This is a genomic window from Streptomyces sp. NPDC002574, assembly GCF_042889545.1.
Lineage (GTDB): Bacteria > Actinomycetota > Actinomycetes > Streptomycetales > Streptomycetaceae > Actinacidiphila.
In genome coordinates this window covers 78,322-102,671 of sequence record NZ_JBIARB010000022.1, presented here as the reverse complement: position 1 = coordinate 102,671, position 24,350 = coordinate 78,322, and the positions used below count along the sequence as shown (strand labels likewise).

Here is a 24,350-nt window from a genome sequence, read left to right as displayed (position 1 = left end):
GTTCACCCGTTCCTGGCGCCGACTTCCCCTGGCGTTCACTTGCGCACGGCGAACCCCGCGAGGAGAAGGCCGCAATCCGCGAACCCCTCGTTAACCTTGCGGCAACCCTTTCGCCATGATTCACGAAGCGGCAGGCGACTATACTGACAGGTCTTGCCACCCGCCCCGAGGCAGCCGGCCGGTCGACCGTGCACACCAGCGGTATGCGCGGGCACGCGCGGGCTTAAAGGAAACCTTCGAGATGACCCAGATATTCTTCGCGGCGACGCAGTACGCCGCCGCGACCATAACCGCCGCCGTGAAGGCCGGTCTTTTCGGTCCCCGGGAGGGGCGGCGGCGGGTGCTGGTGATCAGCAACACCTCGGCGATTCCCGAACTGACCACCCCGCTGGACCGAATGCCCGGGTTCGAGAAACTGCGGCCCGAGTTCGACGCGGTGCACTCGTGGAACGAGATGATCGCCCCGCACCACCCGGCCGGCTGGTCCCCTCTCCCCGAGGAGATCCCCGTGTGGCAGCGGGCGTTGCGGCTGGCCTGGGACCTGGGCGACGGGCCGGTGGAGATCGCCTGCGAGTCCATCCAGGCCAACCCGTCCCGGGCGATCGCGGACATCTTCGCCGACAGCCCGATCCATGTGTACGCCGACGGCCTGATGAGCTACGGCCCCACGCGCAACCGGATGCCCGCCGACCTGCACGGCCGCTTCCAGCGCCTCCTCCACCTCGACCTCGTCCCCGGACTGCGGCCCATGCTGCTGTCCGAGTACGGCGTGGACCCGGTCGTCATCCCCGGCGACACCTTCCAGGAGGTCCTCGAGGACATCGGCGGGCACGGGGTGTCCCTGCTGGAGGAGCTCCTCCCGGCGGACGACCGGCCGACGGCGGTGCTGCTCGGCCAGTACCTCTCCGCCCTGGAGCTGATCACGGTGGCGGAGGAGGACGAGCTGCACGTGCGGATGCTGCGCGGCGCCGTGGCCGCCGGCCACCGGTACCTGCTGTTCAAGCCGCACCCCAGCGCGCCCGCCCAGTTCACGCAGTCCCTCGAGCAGGCGGCGGCGGAACTCGGGGTGAGGCTCACGATCCTCGACACCCCCCTGCTGGCCGAGACCGTCTACCAGCATGTCCGTCCGGAACTGGTCGTCGGCTGCTTCTCCACCGCGCTCATGACCGCCTCCGCCTTCTACGGCATCCCGGTCGCCCGGGTGGGCACCGGGGAACTGCTCGAGCGCCTGGCCCCCTACGAGAACAGCAACCGGGTGCCGCTGACGGTCATCGACGCCGTCCTGCCGGACCTGGAGGGGGACGCGGCCGCCGTCGGCACGCCGCTCGATCCGGACCCGGAGCAGGTCGCGAACGACCTGGCTCCCCTGGTGAGGGCCGTGGGCTACTGCATGCAGCCGAAGGCGTACGCCGCCCTCAAGGAAGAAGCGGCGGCCTGGCTCACCGCCCATCTCGCCGAGCACCCGCAGTACTTCAGCCAGAAGCGGCTGACGCGGCTCGACCTGCCCGGTGGGAACCCCTCCCGGGCGGCGACGCTGCGCCGCAACCCCACGGTCCGGCGCCTGGTGCGCGGCCTCCGGACAGCCCGGCGCTGATCGGCCGGGCCGCCGGCCGGCCGGCCGGGCCGGTCAGCCCAGCCAGCGGGACAGGTGCATCCGCGTCCACAGCATGCTGACGGCGAAGGAGAGCACGGCCGTTCCCCCCACCAGGAGGGTCATCAGGCCCAGGGCGCCGAGCCAGCCGGCGTCCGGCGTGACCAGGTGACGCGCCAGGATCTTCAGGAAGATCAGGTGCACCAGATAGGCGCCGAAGGCCGCGGTGCCGAGCTTGGAGAGCAGCGGCCGGAAGCGCTTGGGGACGGTGAGCCGGTTGAACGCCATGAGCAGCGTCCCGGCCAGGATCGGCATCATGAAGCCGTCGTACGGCGCCGGGTTGCGCACGAAGTGCTCGTACAGGACCACGGCGGCCCACGCGCACAGGCTCGCCCCCAGCCACAGCATGCGCCGGCCGCGCCCCGTGGTGGCGGAGGCGGGCAGTGCGAGCAGGAAGGCGCCGACGGCCGCGTAGGCGATCTGGTAGGGCAGGGGCACCCACGTGAACTCGGGAATGTCGATGTTCAGCACGCCCGCCGCGTCGTCCAGGAAGGCCGGCGTCAGGGCGAGGGTGAGGAACACGACCGCCAGACCCCAGGGCCGCTTCCCGTCCTTGACCAGGGACGTCATGGACAGCACGAGGATCACCGGGACGTAGGCGTACAGGTACCACAGGTGCAGGGTGGGGGCGACCGAGCCGAACAGCGACTCGTACGCCAGCCGCTTCGTCGAGTGGGGGTTGGTGTCCTGCACCCAGCCCCACAGCAGGTAGACGGCCGTCCACACGCCCATGGGCACCAGAATGCGGATCAGCCGGGTCCGCACCTGCGCCTCGCTGCGCGGCGGCGCCCCGGACAGCACCACCCACCCGGCCATGGCGAAGAACAACGGCACGGCGCAGCGGCTGAGCGCGTGGCCCACGAGCGCGACCCAGTAGACGGGAGCGCCTCCCGACGGATGGCGGCCGACGACGTTCAGGAACTGGCCCGCCGCATGGCAGACGATGACGCCGATCGAGCACAGGACGCGCAACAGATCGATGTCGTACCGGTGCTCACGTACCGGCTTGGCCGGGGGCGCCGCGGCGGAGGCGGTCTCTGTCGCGGTGAGGGGCCCGGTCGCGGTGGCGGGGGCGGTGATGGTCGGCTGCACGGAGATCGTGCTCACTCCCTGTCGGGCTTACCGGGTCCGGACGACGTCCGGCCCGGGCTCCGGATCACGTGTGTTCGGGGGCACGGCTCTCTCCCCGCGCGGGAGGGCGTCCCGGTTCCCGTGTACCCCGAATCGCCGACCGGACCGCCGATCGTTGGGGGGCAGGGCATGCCGCGTACACCGGCCGGGCCACTGCCCGGCGCTAGGTACCATAACCATCCTTCGTGGGGCAGGGAATGCCTGTGTGGCGGATGTGAGACAGGACACGCGCCCGGCGCGGAACCCGGACGGGGAGAACCCCGTCCGCCGCCCTCAGCTGCCGATCACCGCGGTCAGCAACTCCGCCGTCCACTCCAGCAGTTCGCGCCCGACGACCGGCTTGCCGCCGATCCGCGCCGTGCTCGGGCGCGGGACGAGGATCTGCTTGGTGCCGGCCTTGACGACCGTGCGCGGGTAGAGCCGGTTCAGCCGCAGTTCCTGGGACTCGCGCAGTTCGACCGGCGAGAAGCGGACGTTGGCGCCCTGCAGGGTGATGTCGGAGACGCCGACCTTGCGGGCCAGCAGTCGCAGCCCGGCCACCAGCAGCAGGTTCTCCACCGGCTCGGGGAGCTTGCCGTACCGGTCGGTGAGCTCCTCGCGGACGGCCTTGATGTCGTCCTCGGAGTTGACGGAGGCGATCGAGCGGTACGCCTGCAGGCGCAGCCGCTCGCCGGGCGCGTAGTCGTGCGGGACGTGCGCGTCGACCGGCAGCTCGATCTTGACCTCCAGCGGGGCCTCCTCGGCCTCGCCGCTGCCCTCCTCCAGCGCGGCCCGGTAGTCGGCCACGGCCTCGCCGACCATGCGGATGTACAGGTCGAAGCCGACACCGGCGATGTGGCCGGACTGCTCGCCGCCGAGCAGGTTGCCCGCGCCGCGGATCTCCAGGTCCTTCATGGCGACGTACATGCCGGCGCCCATCTCGGTGTGCTGCGCGATCGTGGCCAGCCGCTCGTGCGCGGTCTCGGTGAGCGGCTTCTCCGGCGGGTACAGGAAGTACGCGTAACCGCGCTCGCGGCTGCGGCCGACCCGGCCGCGCAGCTGATGCAGCTGGGACAGGCCGAAGGTGTCGCCGCGCTCCACGATCAGGGTGTTGGCGTTCGAGATGTCGATGCCGGACTCCACGATCGTCGTGGAGACCAGGACGTCGAACTTCTTCTCCCAGAAGTCGACGACGACCTGCTCCAGCTGCGACTCGCCCATCTGCCCGTGCGCGGTGGCGACCCGCGCCTCGGGGACCAGGTCGCGCAGCCGCGCCGCGGCCTTGTCGATGCTCTCCACCCGGTTGTGGATGTAGAAGGCCTGCCCCTCGCGCAGCAGCTCGCGCCGGATCGCGGCGGCGATCTGCCGGTCCTCGTACGGCCCGACGAAGGTCAGCACCGGGTGCCGCTCCTCCGGCGGGGTGGTGATCGTCGACATCTCGCGGATGCCGGTGACCGCCATCTCCAGGGTGCGCGGGATGGGGGTGGCGGACATGGTCAGCACGTCGACGTTGGCCCGCAGCTTCTTCAGCTGCTCCTTGTGCTCGACGCCGAACCGCTGCTCCTCGTCCACGATCACCAGGCCGAGGTCCTTGAACTTCGTCTCGGAGGAGAACAGGCGGTGGGTGCCGATGACCACGTCCACCGAGCCCTCGCGCAGCCCCTCCAGCACCGCCTTGGCCTCGCTGTCGCTCTGGAACCGGGACAGCGCCTTCACCACGACGGGGAACTGCGAGTAGCGCTCGGAGAAGGTCCCGAAGTGCTGCTGCACCAGCAGCGTGGTGGGCACCAGGACGGCGACCTGCTTGCCGTCCTGCACCGCCTTGAAGGCCGCCCGCACCGCGATCTCGGTCTTGCCGTAGCCGACGTCGCCGCAGATCAGCCGGTCCATCGGGACCGACTTCTCCATGTCCTCCTTGACCTCGGCGATCGTCGTGAGCTGGTCGGGGGTCTCCGCGTACGGGAACGCGTCCTCCAGCTCCCGCTGCCAGGGGGTGTCCGGCGCGAAGGTGTGGCCGGGGGCCGCCATGCGGGCCGAGTAGAGCCGGATCAGGTCCGCGGCGATCTCCTTGACCGCCTTCTTGGCGCGCGCCTTGGTCTTGGTCCAGTCCGCGCCGCCCAGCCGGTGCAGGGAGGGCGCCTCGCCACCGACGTACTTGGTGATCTGCTCCAGCTGGTCGGTCGGGACGAACAGCCGGTCGCCGGGCTGGCCCTTCTTGGCGGGCGCGTACTCCACGACCAGGTACTCACGGGTGGCGCCCTGGACCGTGCGCTGCACCATCTCCACGTAGCGGCCGACGCCGTGCTGCTCGTGCACGATGAAGTCGCCCGCCTGGAGCGTCAACGGGTCGATCGTCTTGCGGCGCCGGGACGGCATGCGGCCCATGTCCTTGGTGGACGAGCGCTGGCCCGACAGATCGGTCTCGGTGAGGACGGCGATCCTCAGCGCCGGGTCCACGAAGCCGCTCTCGATCGAGCCGCACGCCACGTGGACCACGGCGGGCTCCACCGGCCCGGACAGCTCCGTGTCGAGCCGGGCGGCGATGCCCTCGTTGCCGAGCACCTCCACGATGCGGGCCGCCGGGCCATGGCCCTCGGTCACGTAGACCGTGCGCCAGCCCTCGGCGAGCCAGCCCTTGGTGTCGGCCAGCGCGCGGGCGGTGTCCCCGCGGTAGACCTCGGGGGCGTGCATGCCGAGCTTCAGGGTGTCGGCCTCGCCGTCCGCGGCGTCCTCGTCGGCCCCGAACGGGCTGACCGACCACCACGGCGTGCCGAGCTCCCGGGCCCGGTCGCGGACGTCGGCGATGCCCCACAGCGAGGCCGCGCCCAGGTCGATCGGCGCCTCCCCGCCGCTCGCGGACGCGGCCCACGAGGCCTCCAGGAACTCCCGGCTGGTGGCCACCAGGTCCGCGGCGCGGGCGCGCACCCGCTCGGGGTCGCAGACCACCGCCATCGCCCCGCCGGGCAGCACGTCCAGCAGCAGTTCCATGTCGTCCACCAGGACGGGCGCCAGGGACTCCATGCCCTCCACGGCGATGCCCTGGGCGATCTTGTCCAGCAGCTCGCGCAGCTGCGGGTGCTCCTCCGCCAGCGCGGCCGCCCTGGCCCGCACCTGCTCGGTGAGCAGCAGCTCCCGGCACGGCGGCGCCCACAGGCCGTGCTCGGCGACCTCCAGCGAGCGCTGGTCCGCCACCTTGAAGTAGCGGATCTCCTCGACGTCGTCGCCCCAGAACTCGATCCGGAGCGGGTGCTCCTCGGTCGGCGGGAAGACGTCCAGGATGCCGCCGCGCACCGCGAACTCGCCGCGCTTCTCCACCAGCTCCACGCGGGCGTACGCGGCGGCCGCGAGGCCGTCCACGATCGCGTTCAGATCGGCGGTCTGGCCGGTGCGCAGCGCCACCGGGACGAGGTCGCCCAAGCCCTTGACCTGCGGCTGCAGCACCGAACGGATCGGGGCGACCACCACCCGTACGGGGCCGGCGGTCGGGTCGTCCGCGCTGGGGTGCGCCAGACGGCGCAGCACGGCCAGGCGGCGGCCGACGGTGTCCGAGCGCGGGGACAGCCGCTCGTGCGGCAGCGTCTCCCACGCCGGGTACTCCACGACGGAGTCGGCCGGCAGCAGCGACCGCAGGGCCGCCGTCAGGTCCTCGGCCTCGCGGCCGGTGGCGGTCACCGCCAGCACGGTGCGGCCCGTGCGGGTCGCGAGCGCGGCCAGCGCCAGCGGGCGGGCCGCCGGCGGCCCCACGAGGTCGACGTGCGGGCGGTTGCCGTCGGTGGCGGCACGTACGGCCTCCGCGAGCGCGGGGTCGCTCACGACGACGTCCAGCAGACCGTTCAGGCTCATGAGGCTTTCCGTCCCAAGGCAGGCAGGCAACGCGAACAGCCCGACACGTGGAACGAGCCGGGGTGTCCCAAGCGTACGACGCTCCGCTGACACCCGGTGCCGCGTCTTGTGTGCGTTGATTTTTTTCCCCGCCCGCCCTCCCGGGTGCCCTGTGAAGTCAGTGACCCCGGCGCGCGTGGTGGGTGGGCCGGGTTCGGGGCCTCCGGGCCGGCCATTCTGGACAGCACATTTAGGTGCCTCCGGTGCTCTCCACTGATCACCCCGGGTCATGCACCCAAATATGCTCCACAGTCCAGAACGCCCACCCTCCGACCCCGCCCCCTCCGTTTCGTCATGCGCCTGATCCCCGGAGAGGGGTAGAGACGGCACCGTGCACGGGCCACCCGTCGGCGCAGCGCCGTCCAAGTGCCCAGCCGTCACCGCCAACAACCCCCCACCGGGGATCAGGCGCTTGGAACTACGGAGGGGGCGGGGGAGTTGGGGGCACCCCCGGCCGGAGGCTGGGGGAGGGTGGATGTTCTGGACGGTGCGGCATATTTGTGCGCACTGTCCGGGTCGGGATGGGATGAGCAGGTGCTGGAAAGGCGCGTAAATATGCCAGTCCAGGACGTGCAGCCCCGGAGGCCCCGACCCCGGCACCCAACGAAACGGGCGCCGGGGCGCATGACTTCACGGGGCACTCGGGCGGGTGGGCGGGGAAAAACCCGCCCGCTCGCTACTCCGTAGCGATCGCGTTGAGGACGTTCATGCGGCCCGCGCGGAACGCCGGGACGAGGGCCGCGACGAGGCCGACGAAGGCGGAGCCGATGAAGACGGTGATGATCGTCGGCCAGGGGATCTCGAGGATGCCGAGGCCCTGGAGGGCGAGCAGCTTCTGCGCCGTGGCGCCCCAGCCCATGCCCAGGCCGAGGCCGAGGATCGCGCCGAAGAGGGCGATGACGATGGACTCCAGGCGGATCATGCGGCGCAGCTGGCGGCGGGACATACCGATCGCCCGCATGAGGCCGATCTCCCGGGTGCGTTCGACGACGGAGAGGGCGAGCGTGTTCACGACGCCCAGGATCGCGACGATGATCGCCAGCGCGAGCAGGCCGTAGATCAGGTTGAGCAGCTGGCCGATCTGGTCCTTGAGCAGTTGCTTGTAGTCGGCCTGGTTGCGGACCTGGACCTGCGGGAAGTCGTGCAGGGCCTTCTTGAGTCCGGCGTACGCGGCGTCCTGCTGCCCGTCCTTGGCCGCGGCGAACATGATGTCGTTGATCGGCATCCGGTCGGCGGGGACGTAGTGGGCCGCGGTCGTGATGTTGGTGTACATCGCGCCGCCGTCGAAGGCGGTGTCCTTGGACGTGATCGCGGTGACCTTGAGCTTCGCGGTGTCGCCCGCCGAGAAGCGGACGGTGAGGGTGTCGCCGAGGGTGACGTGGTGCTTGTCGGCGAAGCTCTCGCCGACCGACATCGCGTCGGCCCCGTAGGCGGCGGAGAGTTCGCCGGCGACGGTCTTGACCTGGAGGTCCTGGGCGTAGGTGGGGTCGGCGGCGGAGATGCTGGTCTCGGAGACCGCGCCGTCGGGGGTGGTGATCCGGGCGTCGAGGGACTTGTAGTCGGTGACGTGGGCGAGGTCGGGCGCGGCCTTGATGGCCTTCTCGATCTGCGGGGTGATGGGCTGGCCGCTGTCGGAGGCGATGATGAAGTCCGCGCCGACCGACTTGTCGAGCTGGTCGCTGGCCGAGGCCACCATGGAGGAGCCGACCACGGACAGGCCCGCGACGAGGGCGAGGCCGATCATGAGGGCGGCGGCGGTGGCACCGGTGCGGCGCGGGTTGCGGAGCGCGTTGCGTTCGGCGAGGCGGCCGACCGGGCCGAAGATCCGCAGGACGCCCGCGCTGATGACCCGGACGACGAAGCCGGCGAGCAGCGGGCCGACGACCACGAAGCCGACCAGCGTCAGCAGCACGCCGAGGCCCAGGAAGGCCGAGCCGTCGGCGGCCTTGGTGGCCCGTGCGGCGACCAGGAGGGCGGCGGCACCCCCCAGGGTGAGGACCACACCGATCACGGCGCGCACCCGGCCGGCCCGGCCGTCGGCCGGGATGCCGGCGTCACGGAGGGCGGCCATCGGGGAGACCTTGCCGGCCCGGCGGGCGGGCAGGTAGGCGGCGAGGACGGTCACCACGACGCCGAGGACCAGACCGGCGACGGGAGTGGTGGCCTTGACGGTCAGCGAGGAGGTGTCGAGGTTCATGCCCAGGTTGCCCATGAGCTTCATCAGCAGCACGGCGAGCCCGACGCCGCCGCCGATGCCGAGGACGGAGCCGACGACGCCGAGGAGCAGCGCCTCGATGAGCACGGAGCGGTTGACCTGGCGGCGGCTGGCGCCGATGGCCCGCATGAGGCCGATCTCGCGGGTGCGCTGGGCGACCAGCATCGAGAAGGTGTTGACGATCAGGAAGACGCCGACGAGCACGGCGATCCCGGCGAAGCCGAGCATCGCGTACTTGATGACGTCGAGGAAGCCGCCGATGTCCTTCTTGTTCTCGGCGGTCCACTCGGCCTGGGTCTGGATCTTGTAGCCGCCGGCGGCGCCGAGTTCCGCGGCGACGTTCTTCTTCAGCTGGTCGTCGCTGACGCCGGGCGCGGCGGTCAGGCCGATGCTGCTGAAGACGTCCTTGGCGCCGAGGAGCTTGGCCTGGGTGGTGGCGGTGTCGAAGTAGAAGACGGCCGCACCGGGGTTGGTGACCTTGAAGGTGACGATGCCGGTGATCCGGGCGCGGAACTCGCCGGGGATGGCGATGACGCGGATCTCGTCGCCGATCTTCAGGTGGTGCTTGTCCGCGGTGTCGGCGTCGACCATGACCTCGGTGGGGCCGCGCGGGGCGTGGCCGGAGGTGAGGTCGACCGAACGCTCCTCGGTGGAGTCCCAGTTGGTGCCGATGGTGGGGGCGCCGGAGGTGGGGCTGAGGCTGTCGTTGTTCTTGTCGGTGACGGTCAGGGTCTGGCTGTTGGCCTCGCCCGTCGCGTCCTTGACGCCGTTGACGCCCTTGAGCTGCCGGACCACGGAGGCCGGGACGGTGGAGGCCTTCGTCGTCATCTGCATGTCGTCGTTGCCGGGCGCGCCCTTGGGCGTGACGGTGACGTCGGACGCGGTGGCCGCGAAGAGCTTGTCGAAGGTGGAGGTCATCGTGTCGGTGAAGACGAGCGTGCCGCAGACGAAGCCCACCGACAGCAGGACGGCGATGGCGGAGAGCGCCATGCGGCCCTTGTGCGAGACAAAGTTGCGCAGGGAGGTCTTGACGACGGTCACGAGGTCCTCCCGCGGGCGTCGAAGTCCTTCATGCGCTCGAGGACGGAGTCGGCGGTCGGGTTCCGCATCTCGTCGACGATCCGGCCGTCGGCGAGGTACAGGACGCGGTCGGCGTAGGAGGCGGCGACCGGGTCGTGGGTCACCATGACGATGGTCTGGCCGAGTTCGTCGACCGAGCGGCGCAGGAAGCCGAGGATCTCGGCGCCGGCGCGGGAGTCGAGGTTTCCGGTGGGCTCGTCGCCGAAGATGATCTCGGGGCGGGCGGCGAGCGCGCGGGCCACGGCGACACGCTGCTGCTGGCCGCCGGAGAGCTGCCCGGGCCGGTGCTTGAGGCGGTCGGCCAGGCCCACGGTCTCCACGACGCGCCGCAGCCACTGCGGGTCGGCCTTGCGGCCGGCGATGTCCATGGGCAGCGTGATGTTCTCGACGGCGTTCAGGGTCGGCAGCAGGTTGAACGCCTGGAAGATGAAGCCGATCTTGTCCCGGCGCAGTTGGGTGAGCTTCTTGTCCTTGAGCTTGGTGATCTCGATGTCGCCGACGAGGATCTGACCCTCGGTGACGGTGTCGAGACCGGCGAGGCAGTGCATCAGGGTCGACTTGCCGGAGCCGGACGGCCCCATGATCGCGGTGAAGCGACCGCGCTCGATGTCGACGTCCACCGCGTCGAGGGCCACGACCCGGGTCTCGCCGGAACCGTACGCCTTGGTCACACCGCGGGCACTGGCGGCAACGGCCGTACGTTCTCCGCTGCCCCCGGACTTGGGAATCGATACTGCCGTTGTCACTGGTATCTCCTGCTTCGTCGTGAATGTCGTGGCTCGTGCGGACGTGCACCATCGCCTCTACAGACTGGCTGCGGGACGGGGGCCTGGACGATGGTGCGGGTCTCCGTATCGACCCGGGGGTTAGCCCCACCAGAAGGCTAGGGAGCCGGGGAGGGGTGGTTCGTCCTCCGCCGGTACGAACCGGGGGTAGGAGAAAACTCGGTGCGCCCCCTAGGGGGACTGCGACTTTCGGGTGACCCGGCTCGGGGTCGATGCTGCACCCTCCCCCCGCGGGAGGCTCAAGCGCGGGTGTCCGGCCTGCGAGAACCCCCTGTGCGGCGGCGGTACGGGCATGAAAAAGTGTGTCGTACACAGATTCAGGGGGTTTTCCCGTGCAGGGCACCGACCAGACCACGACAGCGGCGGCCGCGGCCGCCCCGCCGATCCGCCGCGGCCCGGTGGTGGCCGCGCTGATGCTGGCGATGGCGCTGGCGGCGATGGACTCCACGATCATCTCCACCGCCGTCCCGCAGATCGTCGGCGACCTCGGCGGCTTCTCGGTCTTCTCCTGGCTGTTCTCCGGCTACCTGCTCGCGGTCACGGTGACCCTGCCGGTGTACGGCAAGCTCGCCGACACCTTCGGCCGCAAGCCGGTGCTGCTCGTCGGGATCGCGATCTTCCTGCTGGGGTCCCTGCTGTGCGCGGGTGCCTGGAACATGGCCGGCCTGATCGCCTTCCGCATCGTGCAGGGGCTCGGCGGCGGCGCCATCCAGGGCACGGTGCAGACGGTGGCCGCCGATCTGTACGGGCTGAAGGAGCGCGGCCGCATCCAGGCGGCGATCTCCACGGTGTGGGCGGTCTCCGCCGTCGTCGGCCCGCTGTGCGGCGGGGTGCTGTCGGGTTACGCCAGCTGGCGCTGGATCTTCCTGATCAACCTGCCCATCGGGGCGATCGCGCTCCTCCTCATCTCCCGCCACCTGCGCGAGTCGGTCGCCCGCCGCACCCGGCACCGCGTCGACTGGCCCGGCGCGCTCGGCCTGTTCCTCTCCGGCGGGCTGCTGATCAGCGGCCTCGTCCAGGGCGGCCCGCTGCGGCCGTGGCTGCTCGGCGGCAGCGTCGTCCTCGGTGTCACGACCTTCTGGATCGAGCGCCGCGCGGCCGAGCCGATCATCCCCGGCTGGGTGTGGCGGCGGCGCGCGATCGTCTCGGTCAACCTCGCGCTCGGCATGCTCGGCGTGCTGATGGTGGCGCCGACGGTCTTCCTGCCGACGTACGCGCAGACCGTGCTCGGTCTCGGGCCGATACAGGCGGGTTTCGTGCTGTCGGTGATGACGATCAGCTGGCCGCTCTCGGCCGCCCTGAGCAACCGCGTCTACCTGCGCATCGGGTTCCGCAACACCGCCGCGCTCGGCATGGCCGCGGCCGTCGTCGTGCTCGTCGCGCTGGTGATGCTCCCGTACGCCGGCCCCGCCTGGCAGCCCACGCTCGTCATGCTGCTGCTGGGCGCCGCGCTCGGCCTCTTCCAGCTGCCGCTCATCGTCGGCGTGCAGTCCACGGTGCCCTGGCGCGAGCGGGCCACCGCGACCTCGTCCATCCTCTTCTGCCGCCAGGTGGGGCAGAGCGTCGGGGCCGCGGTCTTCGGCGCCGTCGCCAACGCGACCCTCGCCTCGCGCCTGCACGGCTCCGGCACGGACCTCGACGCGGTCACCGGTGCCGCGCACCTGAGCGAGCCGGTCCGCCGGGCGGTCGCCGCCGCGGTCAACCACGTCTACGCGGGTGCGGCGCTGGCCGCCGCCCTGGCGCTGCTCGCCGTGCTCCTGGTGGCCCCGCGCCGCTTCCCGGTCCTGGAGGAGGACCCGCAGCCGCGGTGACCCGGCCGGCGCGTTCCGGGACTACGGTTCCCGGTGCCCGCCGTCCCCGGTGTCCCCGCCGTCCCCGGCGGCCGGGGAGTCGTCGGTGTCCGTGGCGCCGTGGGCGTGCTCGGCCGTGGCCGGGGGCGGCACTTCGGCGGTGGCGGGGCCGTCGTCCGGGGCGGGGACCTCGCCGCCGGTGAGGGCGGCCAGACTGCTGCGGACATGGGCGAGGTGTTCGCGGATCTCGTCGCGGCGGACCTCGTGCTGGCGCAGTTCGCGCTCGGCGGCCAGCCGGATGCGCTCCTCGCGGACGCGGGCCTGGGCGAGCAGTTCTGCCGCGGCCGCCTCGGCGTCCTGGTCCCGGCGGCGCGCGGCCTCCTCGGTGGCCGCCAGGGCGCGGCGGGCCTCCTCCACCATGTTCTCCGCGTAGTGGGTGAGTTCGGCCAAGCGCGCGTCGAGGCCGGCCTCGCGCTCGGCGAGTTCGTGCTCCTGGGCGTCGCGGCGCTCGCGCCGCTCCTTCTCCTGTGCGGCGAAGGCGCGTTCGGTGTCCTGGCGCAGCGCGTCGAGGCGCCGCGTGGCGTCGTCGCGCAGGTGGGCGGCCTCGCGACGGGCCACGCCGACGAGTTCGGACGCGGTGGAGCGGGCCTCGTCGAGGGTGCCCGAGGCCTGGACGTCGGCACCGGTGCGGCGGGCGTGCGCGGCGGCACGGGACTCGTCCAGCAGGGTGCGCCGGGCGGCCTCGGCGGCGTCGTGCGCGGACCGGGCCTCCTCCTCGGCGCGGTCGCGCACCGCGGCGGCCTCTTCCTCCACCAGGCGCAGCAGTTCCTGTGCGCCGCCGCCGAGCGACTCGAAGGTGGGCGGGGCGAGGCCGGCGACGACGTCCCGCAGGGCGGCGCACTCGGCGTCCATCTCGTTGGCGAGGACGGTGAGCCGCGCGGCACGCTCCCAGGCGGCGTCGCGGTCCTCGGACAGCTCCTCGAGGAAGCGGTCCACCTGGTCGGTGCGGTATCCGCGGCCGCGGACCATCGCGAAGCCGTAGGGGTATGCCGTACTCATACCCCCATACTCATGGGTTTGCCCTATTTGCACATCATGCGACACTCCGGCCGCGTACGACCGGAGTGGCGCGGCGGCTACAGCATCCCGTCCCACATCTGTTCGATCAGCACGGACCACCAGTGCTCGGGCGACGCGACGGCCGCCGGGTCGAGCGCGGCGATCTGCGCCTGGAAGTCCGCCGTCCAGCGGCCCGCCTGGTCCGGCGTCAGCCCCAGCCGCCAGCGCCACATCTTGCCCAGCAGCGCCAGGCAGCGGACGAACTCCGGCAGGCTGGAGTTGACGAACTGCGGCACCGCCGTCCCGCCGCCCGGCCCCGCCTCCAGCGGGACCGCGACGATGTGCGCCGTGCCGTACTGCACGCACAGCTGGCGGCCGAAGTCGTTGCCCATGACCAGGTACGAACCGGCGTCCGGCGCGGGCTGCACGCCGCGCTCGGCGGCCAGCTCGGCCAGGGTCGGCACCGGGCGGCCCGGCTGGGCCTGCGCCCAGAAGAACGGGCCGAAGTCCACCGGCAGCCCGGACCACGTCAGCGTCTGCGCCACGATGTCCGGCACGCCCTGACGGGCGACCGCGCGCTGGTCGAAGCGGAAGACGCCCTGCGGCCCGAAGGACTGGGCGAGCTCGTGCCCGATCGCGTCCAGCGGGATCGCGGGGACCCGCTGGATCTGGTGCGGCTCGGGCATCGGCACGCGGTGCGGACGGGCGGGCGCCGGGGCGCTCGCCACCTGGTGCAGCTCGCCGAGGTGCGTCAGCAGGTGCTCCACGCCCGCGCGGCGGCCGGCCCGGTCCTTGCCGTACGGGGCGGTGCTGCTGATCCGTACCTGGGGCCAGGTCTCCCGGATCATCCGGGCGCAGTAACCGCCGGGCAGGTCGCACGACTCCAGCTCGGTGTGCAGCTCCAGCACCGCCTGCGGCGGCACGCCGAGGGCGCGCAGCTCGTGCAGGATCTGCCACTCCGGGTGCGGGGTGCCCGGCGCGGAGCGGCGGATGAGCTGCTGCTCGGACCCGTCCTGCGCGCGGTACCGGAGTACGGCCATGTAGCCCGGGCCGATCGTGGGCACACCGGCGGGCGGCTGCGGCTGGGCGGGGGGCTGCGGGTAGCCGTACCCGGCCTGCGGCTGGGCCACGGGCGCCGGTGCGGGCGGGGGTGGCGGCGGGGGGCCGTCGGGGCGGGACAGCATCGTCGCGGCGTGGTGCACGTCCGGCGCCTGGGGCCCCGGCGGCGGGGGCGGCGGCTGGTTCGCGGGCAGCGCCTGCACCAGCTGGGTCGGCACATAGCCCGCGCCCGGGGTCCCGGGCACGCCGGGGCCGGGCGGAGGCGGGGGCGGCGGAGGCGGTCCGGCCTTGGAGGTCTCGGCACCGGCCAGGTCAGCCGCGCCCGGGCGCTGCGCCCCGGCACCCGGCACTCCGGGCGGGGGCGGCGGCGCGGGGGCGTCGGGACGCGACAGCATCGTCGCGGCACGGTGCACGCCGGGGGCCGCGGGCGCCGTGGGCGGAGGAGGGGGCGGCGGTCCGGCCGCGGCGCCCGGGTAGCCGTAACCGCCGGGCGGCAGCGGGGTGCCGGTCTCCGGCACGCCGGGCAGCCGCTCGGTGCTCGCCTCGGCACTGTTCCTGGGCGGGGGCGTGTGCGCGTCGTCGGAGTCGGTGATCGGCGGCGCGTAGACCGTCGCGGGCGGGGGCACGGCACGGCCCGCGTCGCCGTTGTTGGTGTCCCGCCACGCCGAGGGCGGCGGCGTCGGCGACCGGTCGTACGGCAGTGGCATCACCGGCGTCGGCGTCGGGACGAACGGGGGCGGCGGCCCGTCGAAGGGCGAGGGCGCGGGGGGCGGGGCCGGGGTGGGTGTCCCCGAGTCGGTGGCCGCCACCGTCAGGGCGTCGGACGGCGCCACGGCGTCGGCCTCCGGCCGGCGGTCCGGGATGCCGAGCCGGTCGGCCGCGTCCTGCAGCCACTGGGGCGGGCTGAGCAGGAAGGAGGTCGCCTCCAGGTCGAGCCGCTTCGGCGGCGCCGGAACGGCGTCGGCGACCGCGTCGGCGGCACCCCCGTACGCCTCCTCCCAGTGGCGGATGATCTCGCCGACCGGCAGCGCCGGCCACAGCGTGGCCTCCCCGCTGTCCTTGGCGATGACGACGCGGGTCTCGCCCTCGTCGCCGGTGGGCCCCCCGTCGCGGGGCTCGGACCACACCACGAAGCCCTGGCCGAACTCCCGCACCTGCACCTCGCGGACGAGGTACGCCGGGACGCCGGCGTTGATCCACCGCTCGGCGCGCTCCTGCGCCTCCGCGAACGTGACCATCTGCAGCCTCACCCCTCCACCGGGACGGCGCGGGCGAAGCCGCCGTCCACCATCAGGTTCGCGACCGTGTCCAGCTCCGGCGGGTCGCCGGCGAGCGCGGCGAGGAAGGCGTCGAAGTCCTCGCCGCAGGGCAGCAGCAGCGCGGCCACCCGCTCCTCGGTGGAGGCGAAGGCACCGTCGGCGTCCCGCACGTCGTCGTAGGCGCACAGCCACATCGAACCGGGGTCCGCGCCGCGTGCCTTGACCGCGAGCACCCCGCCCTGGACGTAGGAGATCGCGAGGTAGTCCTTGGTGAGGTGGTCGCGCAGGCACTTGTTGACGTAGACGAGGTCGTTGACCGCCGACTCGTCGCGCACCGTGAAGAAGGGCTGGTCGACCAGGAGTCCCAGCAGGGGCAGCAGGGCGACACCGCGCGGGGCGCAGCCGCCGGCGGCCTTGAGGAAGCTGCGGTAGGCACCGGGGAGCCGGTAGCCGAGCTCCTCCTCGACGTCGCGCACCTGCTGCTCGGTGACGGCCGCGGCACCGTGCCGGCCCGTGCCCACCGCGAAGTGCGCGGGCCGGGTGTCCTGCAGCGGTCGGGTACCGCGCTTGTCGTGGTCCGCGGAGGCGGTCGTGGCGAGGCCGCCGTGGTGCCGCAGCAGCGACTTGACCTCGGCGGGGATCAGTTCCAGGCGGCGCGAGCCGGCGACGTGGTGCCACGTCCAGCCGTGCGGGGTGGCGACCGGCGGCAGGCTGCCCCACAGTTCGTGTCCGGCGGCGTGCTGGGCGGCGTTGGCGGACACGTAGTCGGTGAGCCGCAGTTCGTCGATGCCGAAGCCGTCCGGCGGTTCGGCGATCTCGGCGGCGGCACGGGCGTAGGGCGTGAAGTCCGGGAAACCGTGGTCGTCCACGCGGACGCCCTGCGGGTGGCGGGCGCGGCGCACCGGGTCGGGGAAGTGCACGATCTGACCGGCGTAGGCCGCGTTCGGTGGCGCGGCCCGGTGCCCGAGCCGACCTGTCGTCATTGCGGATGCCCCCATGCTGGATCTGGTGTTGGGCACAGCCTAGGGGGTGGGGCGACAGGTGCTTCGGCTGGTTCCGGTCACTGCTTCGCGGCAACACGGCGGAGTTTGACGTCCTGTGTGCGCACGACCGCGGCGGGCGGTCCGCCGGTGCCGCCGGACAGCCGGACGGTGACATAGGTGGCGGTGCTGCCGCCGGTGCGGACGACGGTGACGGTGGCGGCGCCGTCCGAGGGCGCGGCGGTGTCGGCCAGGACGTACGCGACCGCGTCGTCCCCCGCCGCGGGCGCCTCGGCGGGACGGACGGCGAAGACGGTGGCGCGGCCGTCGCCGTCGGTCGCCTCGAACGTGCGGCAGTTCCGCAGCGCCGCGGCGAGACCGTCCATGATCTTCTCCGCGTCGCCCGGCACGTGCGCGGACAGCAGCAGCATGTCGAGTTCGCCGCTGCCCCCGGCCGCCTCCTTCGACGTGAACGTCGTGGAGGCGTACGCGGTGCGCCGATGGGCGGGCCGGGCGCTGACGGGGTCGGACAGCGGGCGGCAGTCGGCGCGGCCCGCGGTGAGCGCCTGCTCCGGACGCATCGCACCGGTGCCCCCGGAACCGGTCACCACATAACCGGGCACATCGGCGCTCGTGACGAGGGCGGCCCTCAACTGGGCGATACTCAGCGGTTCTTGATCGTCCGAAGCCCCAGGAGCCCCCGAATCGACGGCCTTTCCGCCCTTCGCGTCCGGCCCGGCGCTACTATCCGTACAACCAGTGGCCAACACCAGGACGACGAGAGCGGTGGCACATCGGACTGCGATACCCATCTCCCCACAGTGCCGTGACATCCGGCACAAAGTAAACCTCTCACCTCACAACCGACTTCCGTAACGCGCGATCAATTGGCAGTCTTGCGCAGATAAGGGGGACGTCCTCCTCGGAGGACGGATCGGAGGGCCGTAGGAACATGCTGACGAGAGGTGCCGCGGACCCGCGGCTGACCTGGGGAAGTGAGGAAGCGCCACCGCCGCCCGTGCTGCGCCACCGCCGCGACGGCATCCTGCCGGCGGTCGCCGCCGCGCTGTCGGTCAAGGACGAGGTGCTCACCTGCACCGGGAGCAAGGGCGAACAGCCGCCCGAACTGCACCCCCTGGTCCAGGACGCACTCGACACCCTGCCCGTCGCACAGCGTGAGCGCTTCACCGGACGGTGCCCGGAGCCCGTACTGCTGTCCCGCTGGCTCACCGAGGCCGACGCGGGGCGCAGCAAGCGCGCCGCGCGCAAGCCGCTCACCCCCGCCGAGGCCCGCAAGGCGCTCAAGGGAGCGAAGTTGACGGCCCGTCACATACGTGAGGACGGCGACCCCGAGCACGGCAGCTACGCGCCGCCGTGCCGCTCCTGCCTGCCGCTGCTCGCGCACTTCGGCGTGCGGCCCTTCGACCCGGGGGCCGAGACCGAGTGAGCGCGAGCGACGCCCTCAACGCCCGGACCACCTCGACGCGCTTCCCCGTCGGCGTCGACGCCGCGCTGCGCTCCGCGGGCTGGCAGCCCGGCCAGTGGGACATCCGCCAGGCCGAGGTCTGGGCCGACACCCTGCGCGCCTACGTCTCCCCCGGCGGCCACCGGCACAGCGTCTTCCCTGCCGCCGTCGAGGCCTGGGCCGAGTTCGGCGGCCTGACCGTCCCCGCGGTCTCCGCCCCCGGCCGCCCCCAGGTCGCGCCGAGCGGCGTCCTCATCGACCCCCTCCAGGGCCTGCACCTCGCCCGCACCTGGGGCGATCTCGGCTCCGCGCTCGACACGGAGGTGGCGCCGCTCGGGGTGGAGTCCTCCGGACAGGGGCATCTCGGCGTCGATGCGCTCGGGCGGGTCTACTGCGTGGACCACACCGGGGACTATTACGTGGGCCCGACGATTGACGCTGCGCTGTGCACCCTGACGGCGGGCGTGCGCCCCCACCGCCTCACGACGTGACCCTCCGCGGGCGGTTCCCCGTTCTTTTCCCCTCCCGCCCTCCCGGGTGCCCTGTGAAGTCAGTGACCCCGGCGCGCGTGGTGGGTGGGCCGGGTTCGGGGCCTCCGGGCCGGCCATTCTGGACAGCACATTTAGGTGCCTCGGGCACCCTGGATCGGTCACTCCGGGTCGTGCACCCAAATATGCTCCACAGTCCAGAACGCCCACCCCTACGACCCCGCCCCCTCCGTCTCGTATCGCGCCTGATCCCCGGAGAGGGGTAGAGACGGCACCGTGCTCGGGCCATTCGTTGGCGCGGCGCTGTCCAGGTGCCCAGCCGTCACCGCCAACAACACCCCTCCGGGGATCAGGCGCTTGGAACTACGGAGGGGGCGGGGTCGTAGGGGTGGATGTTCTGGACGGTGCGGCATATTTGTGCGCACCATCCGGGCGGGGATGGGATGAGCAGGTGCTGGAAAGGCGCGTAAATATGCCAGTCCAGGACGTGCAGCCCCGGAGGCCCCGAACCCGGCCCACCCACCACGCGCGCCGGGGTCACTGACTTCACAGGGCACCCGGGAGGGCGGGCGGGGGAAAAACCTGGCCTCACGGCTACGCGGGCAGAAGGGCGGAGACGCGGAAGCCGCCTTCCGTGGTGGTGCCGGCGGCGAAGCCGCCTCCGAGCGCGGTGACACGTTCGCGCATGCCGATGAGCCCGTTCCCCCCACTGGGCAGCGCGATGGCCGGCGCCCCGTCGGAGGGCCCGTTCTGGACGAGGACGGCTATCTCCGCCTCGCGGTACGCCAGCCGGATGCGCGCACGGGCGCCCGGGGCGTGCTTGTGGACGTTGGTGAGGGCTTCCTGCACGACGCGGTAGACCGTGGTCTCCACGCGCGCCGCCAGGGACCGCTCCGTGCCCTCGACCGTGAAGTCGACGTGCATGCCCGCCGCCCGCGACTCCTCGACGAGCTCGAGCAACTCCGCGAGGCAGGGTCCGGAGTCGTCGGGGACGTCCGCGGGCGCGGGCGCCGGGGCGGGTTCCGCTACCGGCGCGGTCACCGCCGGCACCGCCGGCCCGGGGGTGCGCAGGACGCCGAGCATCTCGCGCAGTTCGTTGAGGGCCTGGCGTCCCATGTCGCCCAGCAGCTGCGCGCTCGCGGAGGCCTTCTCGGGGTCCTTGACGGCGATCGCCTGGAGCGCGGCCGCGTGGACGACCATGAGGCTCACCCGGTGCGCGACCACGTCGTGCATCTCGCGGGCGATACGGGTGCGCTCCTCCATACGGGCCCGCTCCGCGCGCTCGGAGGCCTTCTCCGCCAGCAGGGACAGCTCCCGCTCCAGGCCGTCCGCCCGCTCGCGCAGCGACTCCACCAGCCGCCGCCGGGCGCCGGCGTAGAGCCCGAGCAGTACCGGCGGCGCGGTCACGCCGATCGCCGCGAGCACGGAGGTGAGGGCGACCGCCGCGAGCGGCGCGTGGTAGGTGCCGGAGCTGAGGTCGCCGTGCATCTGCAGGAAGGTGACGATCAGCGTGCCGAGCATGGTCATGCCGGACAGGACCGCGATGATGCGCCGGGGCACGTCGGAGGCGGCCAGGGTGTAGAGGCCGACGACGCTGAGCAGGATGCCCATCTGGGCGGGCGTGATCGCGATGGACACGAGGACCACCGCCACCGGCCACCGCCTGCGCAGCACCAGCAGGGAGCCGACCAGCAGGCCGAAGACGCCGGCGACGACCGCGGACACCCCGGTCTTCTCCGCGAAGGCCACGCCCTCGACGAGGCACTCCAGCGCCGAGACGGCGGCCAGCACCACGTCGAGCACCATGCTGCGCCGCCGGGCCCACCACCACGGCCCGGCGGCCCCCCGGCTCCGTCCTCCAGCTCCGTCCGGTACGTACTCCCCCGTCGTACTCATACGGCCCAGCCTAGACGCGGCGCTGTCCGCCTGGCGGTCAGCCCCGGTCGCGGGCGGGCGGCCCTTCTATCCTGGTGGCGTCGGACAGCGCGGTCCGCCCCTCCCGTCCCCCTCACGACCGGACGACCCGCCGTGCGGGGCCCACGCGTTTCTTGCCGCGATCCATACCACTGCACTAGGAGCCGCACCTGTGAGCAGCGCCGACAACACCACCGAGAGCGCACCCCTGCGCGCGGACATCCGCCGCCTGGGAGACCTCCTCGGCGGGACGCTCGTACGGCAGGAAGGCCAGGAACTCCTCGACCTCGTGGAGAAGGTGCGGGCGCTGACCCGCAGTGACGGCGAGGCCGCCGCCACCCTTCTCGGCGACACAGATCTGCAGACCGCCGCCAAGCTGGTGCGCGCCTTCTCCACCTACTTCCACCTCGCCAATGTCACCGAGCAGGTGCACCGCGGCCGTGAGCTGCAGGCCCGCCGGGCCACCGACGGGGGCCTGCTGGCCCGTACGGCGGACCTCCTGAAGGACGCCGACCCCGAGCACCTGCGCCAGTCCGTGCGCAACCTCAACGTGCGGCCGGTCTTCACGGCCCACCCGACCGAGGCGGCCCGCCGCAGCGTGCTGAACAAGCTGCGCCGCATCGCCGCCCTGCTGGACAAGCCGCAGGACACCGACCGCCGCCGCACCGACGTGCGACTGGCGGAGAACATCGACCTGCTGTGGCAGACCGACGAGCTGCGCGTGGTGCGTCCCGAGCCGGCGGACGAGGCGCGCAACGCCATCTACTACCTGGACGAGCTGCACGCCCGCGCCGTGGGCGACGTCCTGGAGGACCTGGCCGCCGAGCTGGAGCGGGTGGGCGTGCCGCTGCCGCCGGAGACCCGCCCGCTGACCTTCGGCACCTGGATCGGCGGCGACCGGGACGGCAACCCGAACGTCACGCCGCAGGTCACCTGGGACGTGCTGATCCTGCAGCACGAGCACGGCATCACCGACGCCCTGGAGATGGTCGACGACCTGCGGGCGATGCTGTCGAACTCCATCCGCAACTCCGGGGCCAGCCCGGAACTGCTCGCCGACCTGGAGCAGGACCTCGGCCGGCTCCCGGGGATCAGCCCGCGCTACAAGCGGCTGAACGCGGAGGAGCCGTACCGGCTCAAGGCCACCTGCATCCGGCAGAAGCTGCTCAACACGCGTGAGCGGCTGGCCACCGGCACCCCGCACGTCCCCGGCAGGGACTACCTGGGCACCTCCGGGCTCCTGGCCGACCTGCGCCTGATCCAGGACTCGCTGCGCGCCAACCGCGGCGAGCTGATCGCCGACGGCCGCCTGGACCGCACGATCCGCACGCTGTCGGCGTTCGGTCTGCAGCTGGCCACGATGGACGTCCGGGAGCACGCGGACGCCCACCACCACGCCCTCGGCCAGCTCTTCGACCGTCTCGGCGAGGAGTCCTGGCGGTACGCGGACATGCCGCGCGAGTACCGGCGCAAGCTGCTCGCCAAGGAACTGCGCTCGCGCCGCCCGCTGGCGCCCACCCCGGCGCCGCTGGACGCGGCCGGGGCGAAGACGCTGGGTGTCTTCCACACCATCGCCGAGGCCTTCGAGCGCTTCGGGCCGGAGGTCGTGGAGTCGTACATCATCTCGATGTGCCTCGGCTCCGACGACGTCTTCGCGGCGGCCGTGCTGGCGCGCGAGGCCGGGCTGATCGACCTGCACGGGGACGTCGCCAGGATCGGCATCGTGCCGCTGCTGGAGACCACCGACGAGCTGAAGGTCGCGGACAGGCTGCTCGACGAGATGCTCTCCGACCCCTCCTACCGCAAGCTCGTGTCGCTGCGCGGGGACGTGCAGGAGGTCATGCTCGGCTACAGCGACAGCTCCAAGTTCGGCGGCATCACCACCTCGCAGTGGGAGATCCACCGCGCGCAGCGGCGGCTGCGCGACGTGGCGCACCGGCACGGGGTGCGGCTGCGGCTGTTCCACGGCCGCGGCGGCACGGTGGGCCGGGGCGGGGGCCCCACCCACGACGCGATCCTGGCGCAGCCCTGGGGCACGCTTGAGGGCGAGATCAAGGTGACCGAGCAGGGCGAGGTCATCTCCGACAAGTACCTGATCCCGTCGCTGGCCCGGGAGAACCTGGAGCTGACGATGGCGGCCACGCTGCAGGCCTCGGCCCTGCACACCGCGCCGCGCCAGTCCGACGAGGCGCTGGCCCGCTGGGACGCCGCCATGGACGTGGTCTCCGACGCCGCGCACGCCGCCTACCGGCGGCTGGTGGAGGACCCGGACCTGCCGGCGTACTTCTTCGCCTCCACGCCGGTCGACCAGCTCGCCGAGCTGCACCTGGGGTCCCGGCCCTCCCGCCGCCCGGACAGCGGCGCGGGCCTGGACGGGCTGCGGGCCATCCCGTGGGTGTTCGGCTGGACGCAGTCGCGGCAGATCGTGCCCGGCTGGTTCGGCGTCGGCTCGGGGCTGAAGGCCGCGCGCGAGGCGGGCCGGGAGGGGGACATCGCCGAGGCCTACGAGCGGTGGCACTTCTTCCGCAACTTCCTGTCCAACGTCGAGATGACGCTGGCCAAGACGGACCTGCGGATCGCCCGGCACTACGTGGACACCCTGGTGCCAGACGAGCTGAAGCACGTCTTCGACACCATCCGGGCGGAGCACGAGCTGACGGTCGCCGAGGTGCTGCGGATCACCGGTGAGGCGGAGCTGCTGGACGCGCAGCCGGCGCTGCGGCAGACCTTCCACATCCGCGACGCCTACCTGGACCCGATCTCCTACCTCCAGGTAGCCCTGCTGCACCGGCAGCGGGAGGCCGCCGCCCGCGGCGAGGAGCCGGACCCGCTGCTCGCCCGCGCGCTGCTGCTGACCGTCAACGGCGTGGCGGCCGGCCTGCGCAACACCGGCTGATCGCTCCCGTACGCACGACGAAGGCGCCGCACCCCACCCGGGTGCGGCGCCTTCGTCGTACCGGGTCCGCGGCTCAGTTCTTGCGGTGGCCGATCAGCCGGGGTCTGGGCTCCAGGCCCGACAGCCCGTTCCAGGAGAGGTTGACCAGGTGCGCGGCGACATCGGCCTTCTTCGGCTTCTGGGCGTCCAGCCACCACTGGCCGGTGAGGGCGACCATGCCGACCAGCGCCTGCGCGTACATCGGGGCGAGCTTGGGGTCGAAGCCGCGCTGCTTGAACTCCAGGCCCAGGATGTCCTCCACCTGGGTGGCGATGTCGCTGATCAGCGAGGCGAAGGTGCCCGTCGACTGCGCGACCGGGGAGTCCCGCACGAGGATCCGGAAGCCGTCGGTGAACTGCTCGATGTAGTCCAGGAGGGCGAACGCGGCCTGTTCCAGCAGCTCGCGCGGGTGGCCGCCGGTGAGCGCCCCGGTGACCATGTCCAGCAGCTGGCGCATCTCGCGGTCCACGACGACGGCGTAGAGGCCCTCCTTGCCGCCGAAGTGCTCGTACACCACGGGCTTGGAGACGCCCGCCTTGTGCGCGATCTCCTCGACGGACGTGCCCTCGAAGCCGCGTTCCGCGAAGAGCGTGCGCCCCACGTCGAGGAGCTGCTCGCGGCGCTCCTTGCCCGTCATGCGCACCCGGCGGGTACGCCGGGACGACGTACCCTCGCTCC

The 24,350-nt window shown here is 72.6% G+C and carries 15 protein-coding genes; 5 read left to right on the top strand and 10 right to left on the bottom strand.

The window, feature by feature from the left end:
* Nucleotides 1-241 precede the first annotated feature (241 nt).
* Complete coding sequence (locus ACFYXS_RS37240; protein WP_389256217.1) at nucleotides 242-1,594, top strand: polysialyltransferase family glycosyltransferase; 1,353 nt, start codon at nucleotides 242-244, stop codon at nucleotides 1,592-1,594.
* Between the two features lie 33 nt (nucleotides 1,595-1,627).
* Here ACFYXS_RS37240 and ACFYXS_RS37235 read toward each other — a convergent pair whose 3' ends face one another.
* The 4 genes from ACFYXS_RS37235 to ACFYXS_RS37220 form a co-directional block, all read right to left on the bottom strand.
* Entirely contained in the window at nucleotides 1,628-2,758 is a 1,131-nt protein-coding gene (locus ACFYXS_RS37235; RefSeq protein WP_389256216.1) for an acyltransferase, read from the bottom strand.
* A gap of 297 nt (nucleotides 2,759-3,055) precedes the next feature.
* On the bottom strand, nucleotides 3,056-6,604 hold the full coding sequence (mfd, locus tag ACFYXS_RS37230) for a transcription-repair coupling factor (RefSeq protein WP_389256215.1): 3,549 nt from the start codon (nucleotides 6,602-6,604) through the stop codon (nucleotides 3,056-3,058).
* A 715-nt stretch (nucleotides 6,605-7,319) separates the two neighbouring features.
* Nucleotides 7,320-9,899 carry an ABC transporter permease gene (locus tag ACFYXS_RS37225; protein ID WP_389256214.1) on the bottom strand — a complete coding sequence of 860 codons (2,580 nt, stop codon included), beginning with the start codon at nucleotides 9,897-9,899 and terminating at the stop codon, nucleotides 7,320-7,322.
* Nucleotides 9,896-10,684 carry an ABC transporter ATP-binding protein gene (locus ACFYXS_RS37220; protein ID WP_389256213.1) on the bottom strand — a complete coding sequence of 263 codons (789 nt, stop codon included), beginning with the start codon at nucleotides 10,682-10,684 and terminating at the stop codon, nucleotides 9,896-9,898. The genes ACFYXS_RS37225 and ACFYXS_RS37220 overlap by 4 nt, the downstream gene beginning before the upstream one ends.
* A gap of 371 nt (nucleotides 10,685-11,055) precedes the next feature.
* On the opposite strand from ACFYXS_RS37220, the gene ACFYXS_RS37215 reads away from it, so the two are divergent.
* Entirely contained in the window at nucleotides 11,056-12,534 is a 1,479-nt protein-coding gene (locus tag ACFYXS_RS37215) for an MFS transporter (RefSeq protein ID WP_389256212.1), read from the top strand.
* A 21-nt stretch (nucleotides 12,535-12,555) separates the two neighbouring features.
* Here the strand turns inward: ACFYXS_RS37215 and ACFYXS_RS37210 are convergent, their stop codons facing one another.
* From ACFYXS_RS37210 to ACFYXS_RS37195, 4 genes are all read right to left on the bottom strand, one after another.
* A complete protein-coding gene (locus tag ACFYXS_RS37210) occupies nucleotides 12,556-13,572 on the bottom strand; it encodes a DivIVA domain-containing protein (RefSeq protein ID WP_389256211.1) in 1,017 nt (338 codons plus the stop codon).
* A 77-nt stretch (nucleotides 13,573-13,649) separates the two neighbouring features.
* Nucleotides 13,650-15,869: an SUKH-4 family immunity protein gene (locus ACFYXS_RS37205; protein ID WP_389256210.1), complete on the bottom strand. Its 2,220-nt coding sequence runs from the start codon at nucleotides 15,867-15,869 to the stop codon at nucleotides 13,650-13,652.
* 8 nt (nucleotides 15,870-15,877) lie between these two features.
* Complete coding sequence (locus ACFYXS_RS37200) at nucleotides 15,878-16,873, bottom strand: HNH endonuclease (RefSeq protein WP_389256209.1); 996 nt, start codon at nucleotides 16,871-16,873, stop codon at nucleotides 15,878-15,880.
* Between the two features lie 77 nt (nucleotides 16,874-16,950).
* A complete protein-coding gene (locus ACFYXS_RS37195) occupies nucleotides 16,951-17,523 on the bottom strand; it encodes a hypothetical protein (protein WP_389256208.1) in 573 nt (190 codons plus the stop codon).
* 299 nt (nucleotides 17,524-17,822) lie between these two features.
* Here ACFYXS_RS37195 and ACFYXS_RS37190 point away from each other — a divergent pair, with 299 nt between their 5' ends.
* Nucleotides 17,823-18,317: a YwqJ-related putative deaminase gene (locus ACFYXS_RS37190; RefSeq protein WP_389256207.1), complete on the top strand. Its 495-nt coding sequence runs from the start codon at nucleotides 17,823-17,825 to the stop codon at nucleotides 18,315-18,317.
* Complete coding sequence (locus tag ACFYXS_RS37185; RefSeq protein WP_389256206.1) at nucleotides 18,314-18,826, top strand: SUKH-3 domain-containing protein; 513 nt, start codon at nucleotides 18,314-18,316, stop codon at nucleotides 18,824-18,826. The genes ACFYXS_RS37190 and ACFYXS_RS37185 overlap by 4 nt, the downstream gene beginning before the upstream one ends.
* A 591-nt stretch (nucleotides 18,827-19,417) precedes the next feature.
* On the opposite strand, the gene ACFYXS_RS37180 is transcribed toward ACFYXS_RS37185, so the two are convergent.
* Entirely contained in the window at nucleotides 19,418-20,719 is a 1,302-nt protein-coding gene (locus ACFYXS_RS37180; protein WP_389256205.1) for a sensor histidine kinase, read from the bottom strand.
* A gap of 190 nt (nucleotides 20,720-20,909) precedes the next feature.
* Between ACFYXS_RS37180 and ppc the strand changes: the two genes are divergently transcribed.
* The gene (gene ppc, locus ACFYXS_RS37175) at nucleotides 20,910-23,633 is read left to right on the top strand and encodes a phosphoenolpyruvate carboxylase (RefSeq protein WP_389256204.1); all 2,724 of its coding nucleotides are present in this window, start codon (nucleotides 20,910-20,912) and stop codon (nucleotides 23,631-23,633) included.
* Between the two features lie 73 nt (nucleotides 23,634-23,706).
* Here ppc and ACFYXS_RS37170 read toward each other — a convergent pair whose 3' ends face one another.
* Nucleotides 23,707-24,309, bottom strand: coding sequence for a TetR family transcriptional regulator (locus ACFYXS_RS37170; protein ID WP_389256242.1), 603 nt, complete (start codon nucleotides 24,307-24,309; stop codon nucleotides 23,707-23,709).
* Between the last annotated feature and the right edge of the window lie 41 nt (nucleotides 24,310-24,350).

Excerpts from the sequence above, each read along its gene's own strand:
- ACFYXS_RS37240 (WP_389256217.1), top strand. The coding sequence starts at position 242 with ATGACCCAGATATTCTTCGCGGCGACGCAGTACGCCGCCGCGACCATA.
- mfd (WP_389256215.1), bottom strand. The coding sequence starts at position 6,604 with ATGAGCCTGAACGGTCTGCTGGACGTCGTCGTGAGCGACCCCGCGCTC.
- ACFYXS_RS37210 (WP_389256211.1), bottom strand. The coding sequence starts at position 13,572 with ATGAGTACGGCATACCCCTACGGCTTCGCGATGGTCCGCGGCCGCGGA.
- ACFYXS_RS37205 (WP_389256210.1), bottom strand. The coding sequence starts at position 15,869 with ATGGTCACGTTCGCGGAGGCGCAGGAGCGCGCCGAGCGGTGGATCAAC.
- ACFYXS_RS37200 (WP_389256209.1), bottom strand. The coding sequence starts at position 16,873 with ATGACGACAGGTCGGCTCGGGCACCGGGCCGCGCCACCGAACGCGGCC.
- ACFYXS_RS37190 (WP_389256207.1), top strand. The coding sequence starts at position 17,823 with ATGCTGACGAGAGGTGCCGCGGACCCGCGGCTGACCTGGGGAAGTGAG.
- ACFYXS_RS37180 (WP_389256205.1), bottom strand. The coding sequence starts at position 20,719 with ATGAGTACGACGGGGGAGTACGTACCGGACGGAGCTGGAGGACGGAGC.
- ACFYXS_RS37170 (WP_389256242.1), bottom strand. The coding sequence starts at position 24,309 with ATGACGGGCAAGGAGCGCCGCGAGCAGCTCCTCGACGTGGGGCGCACG.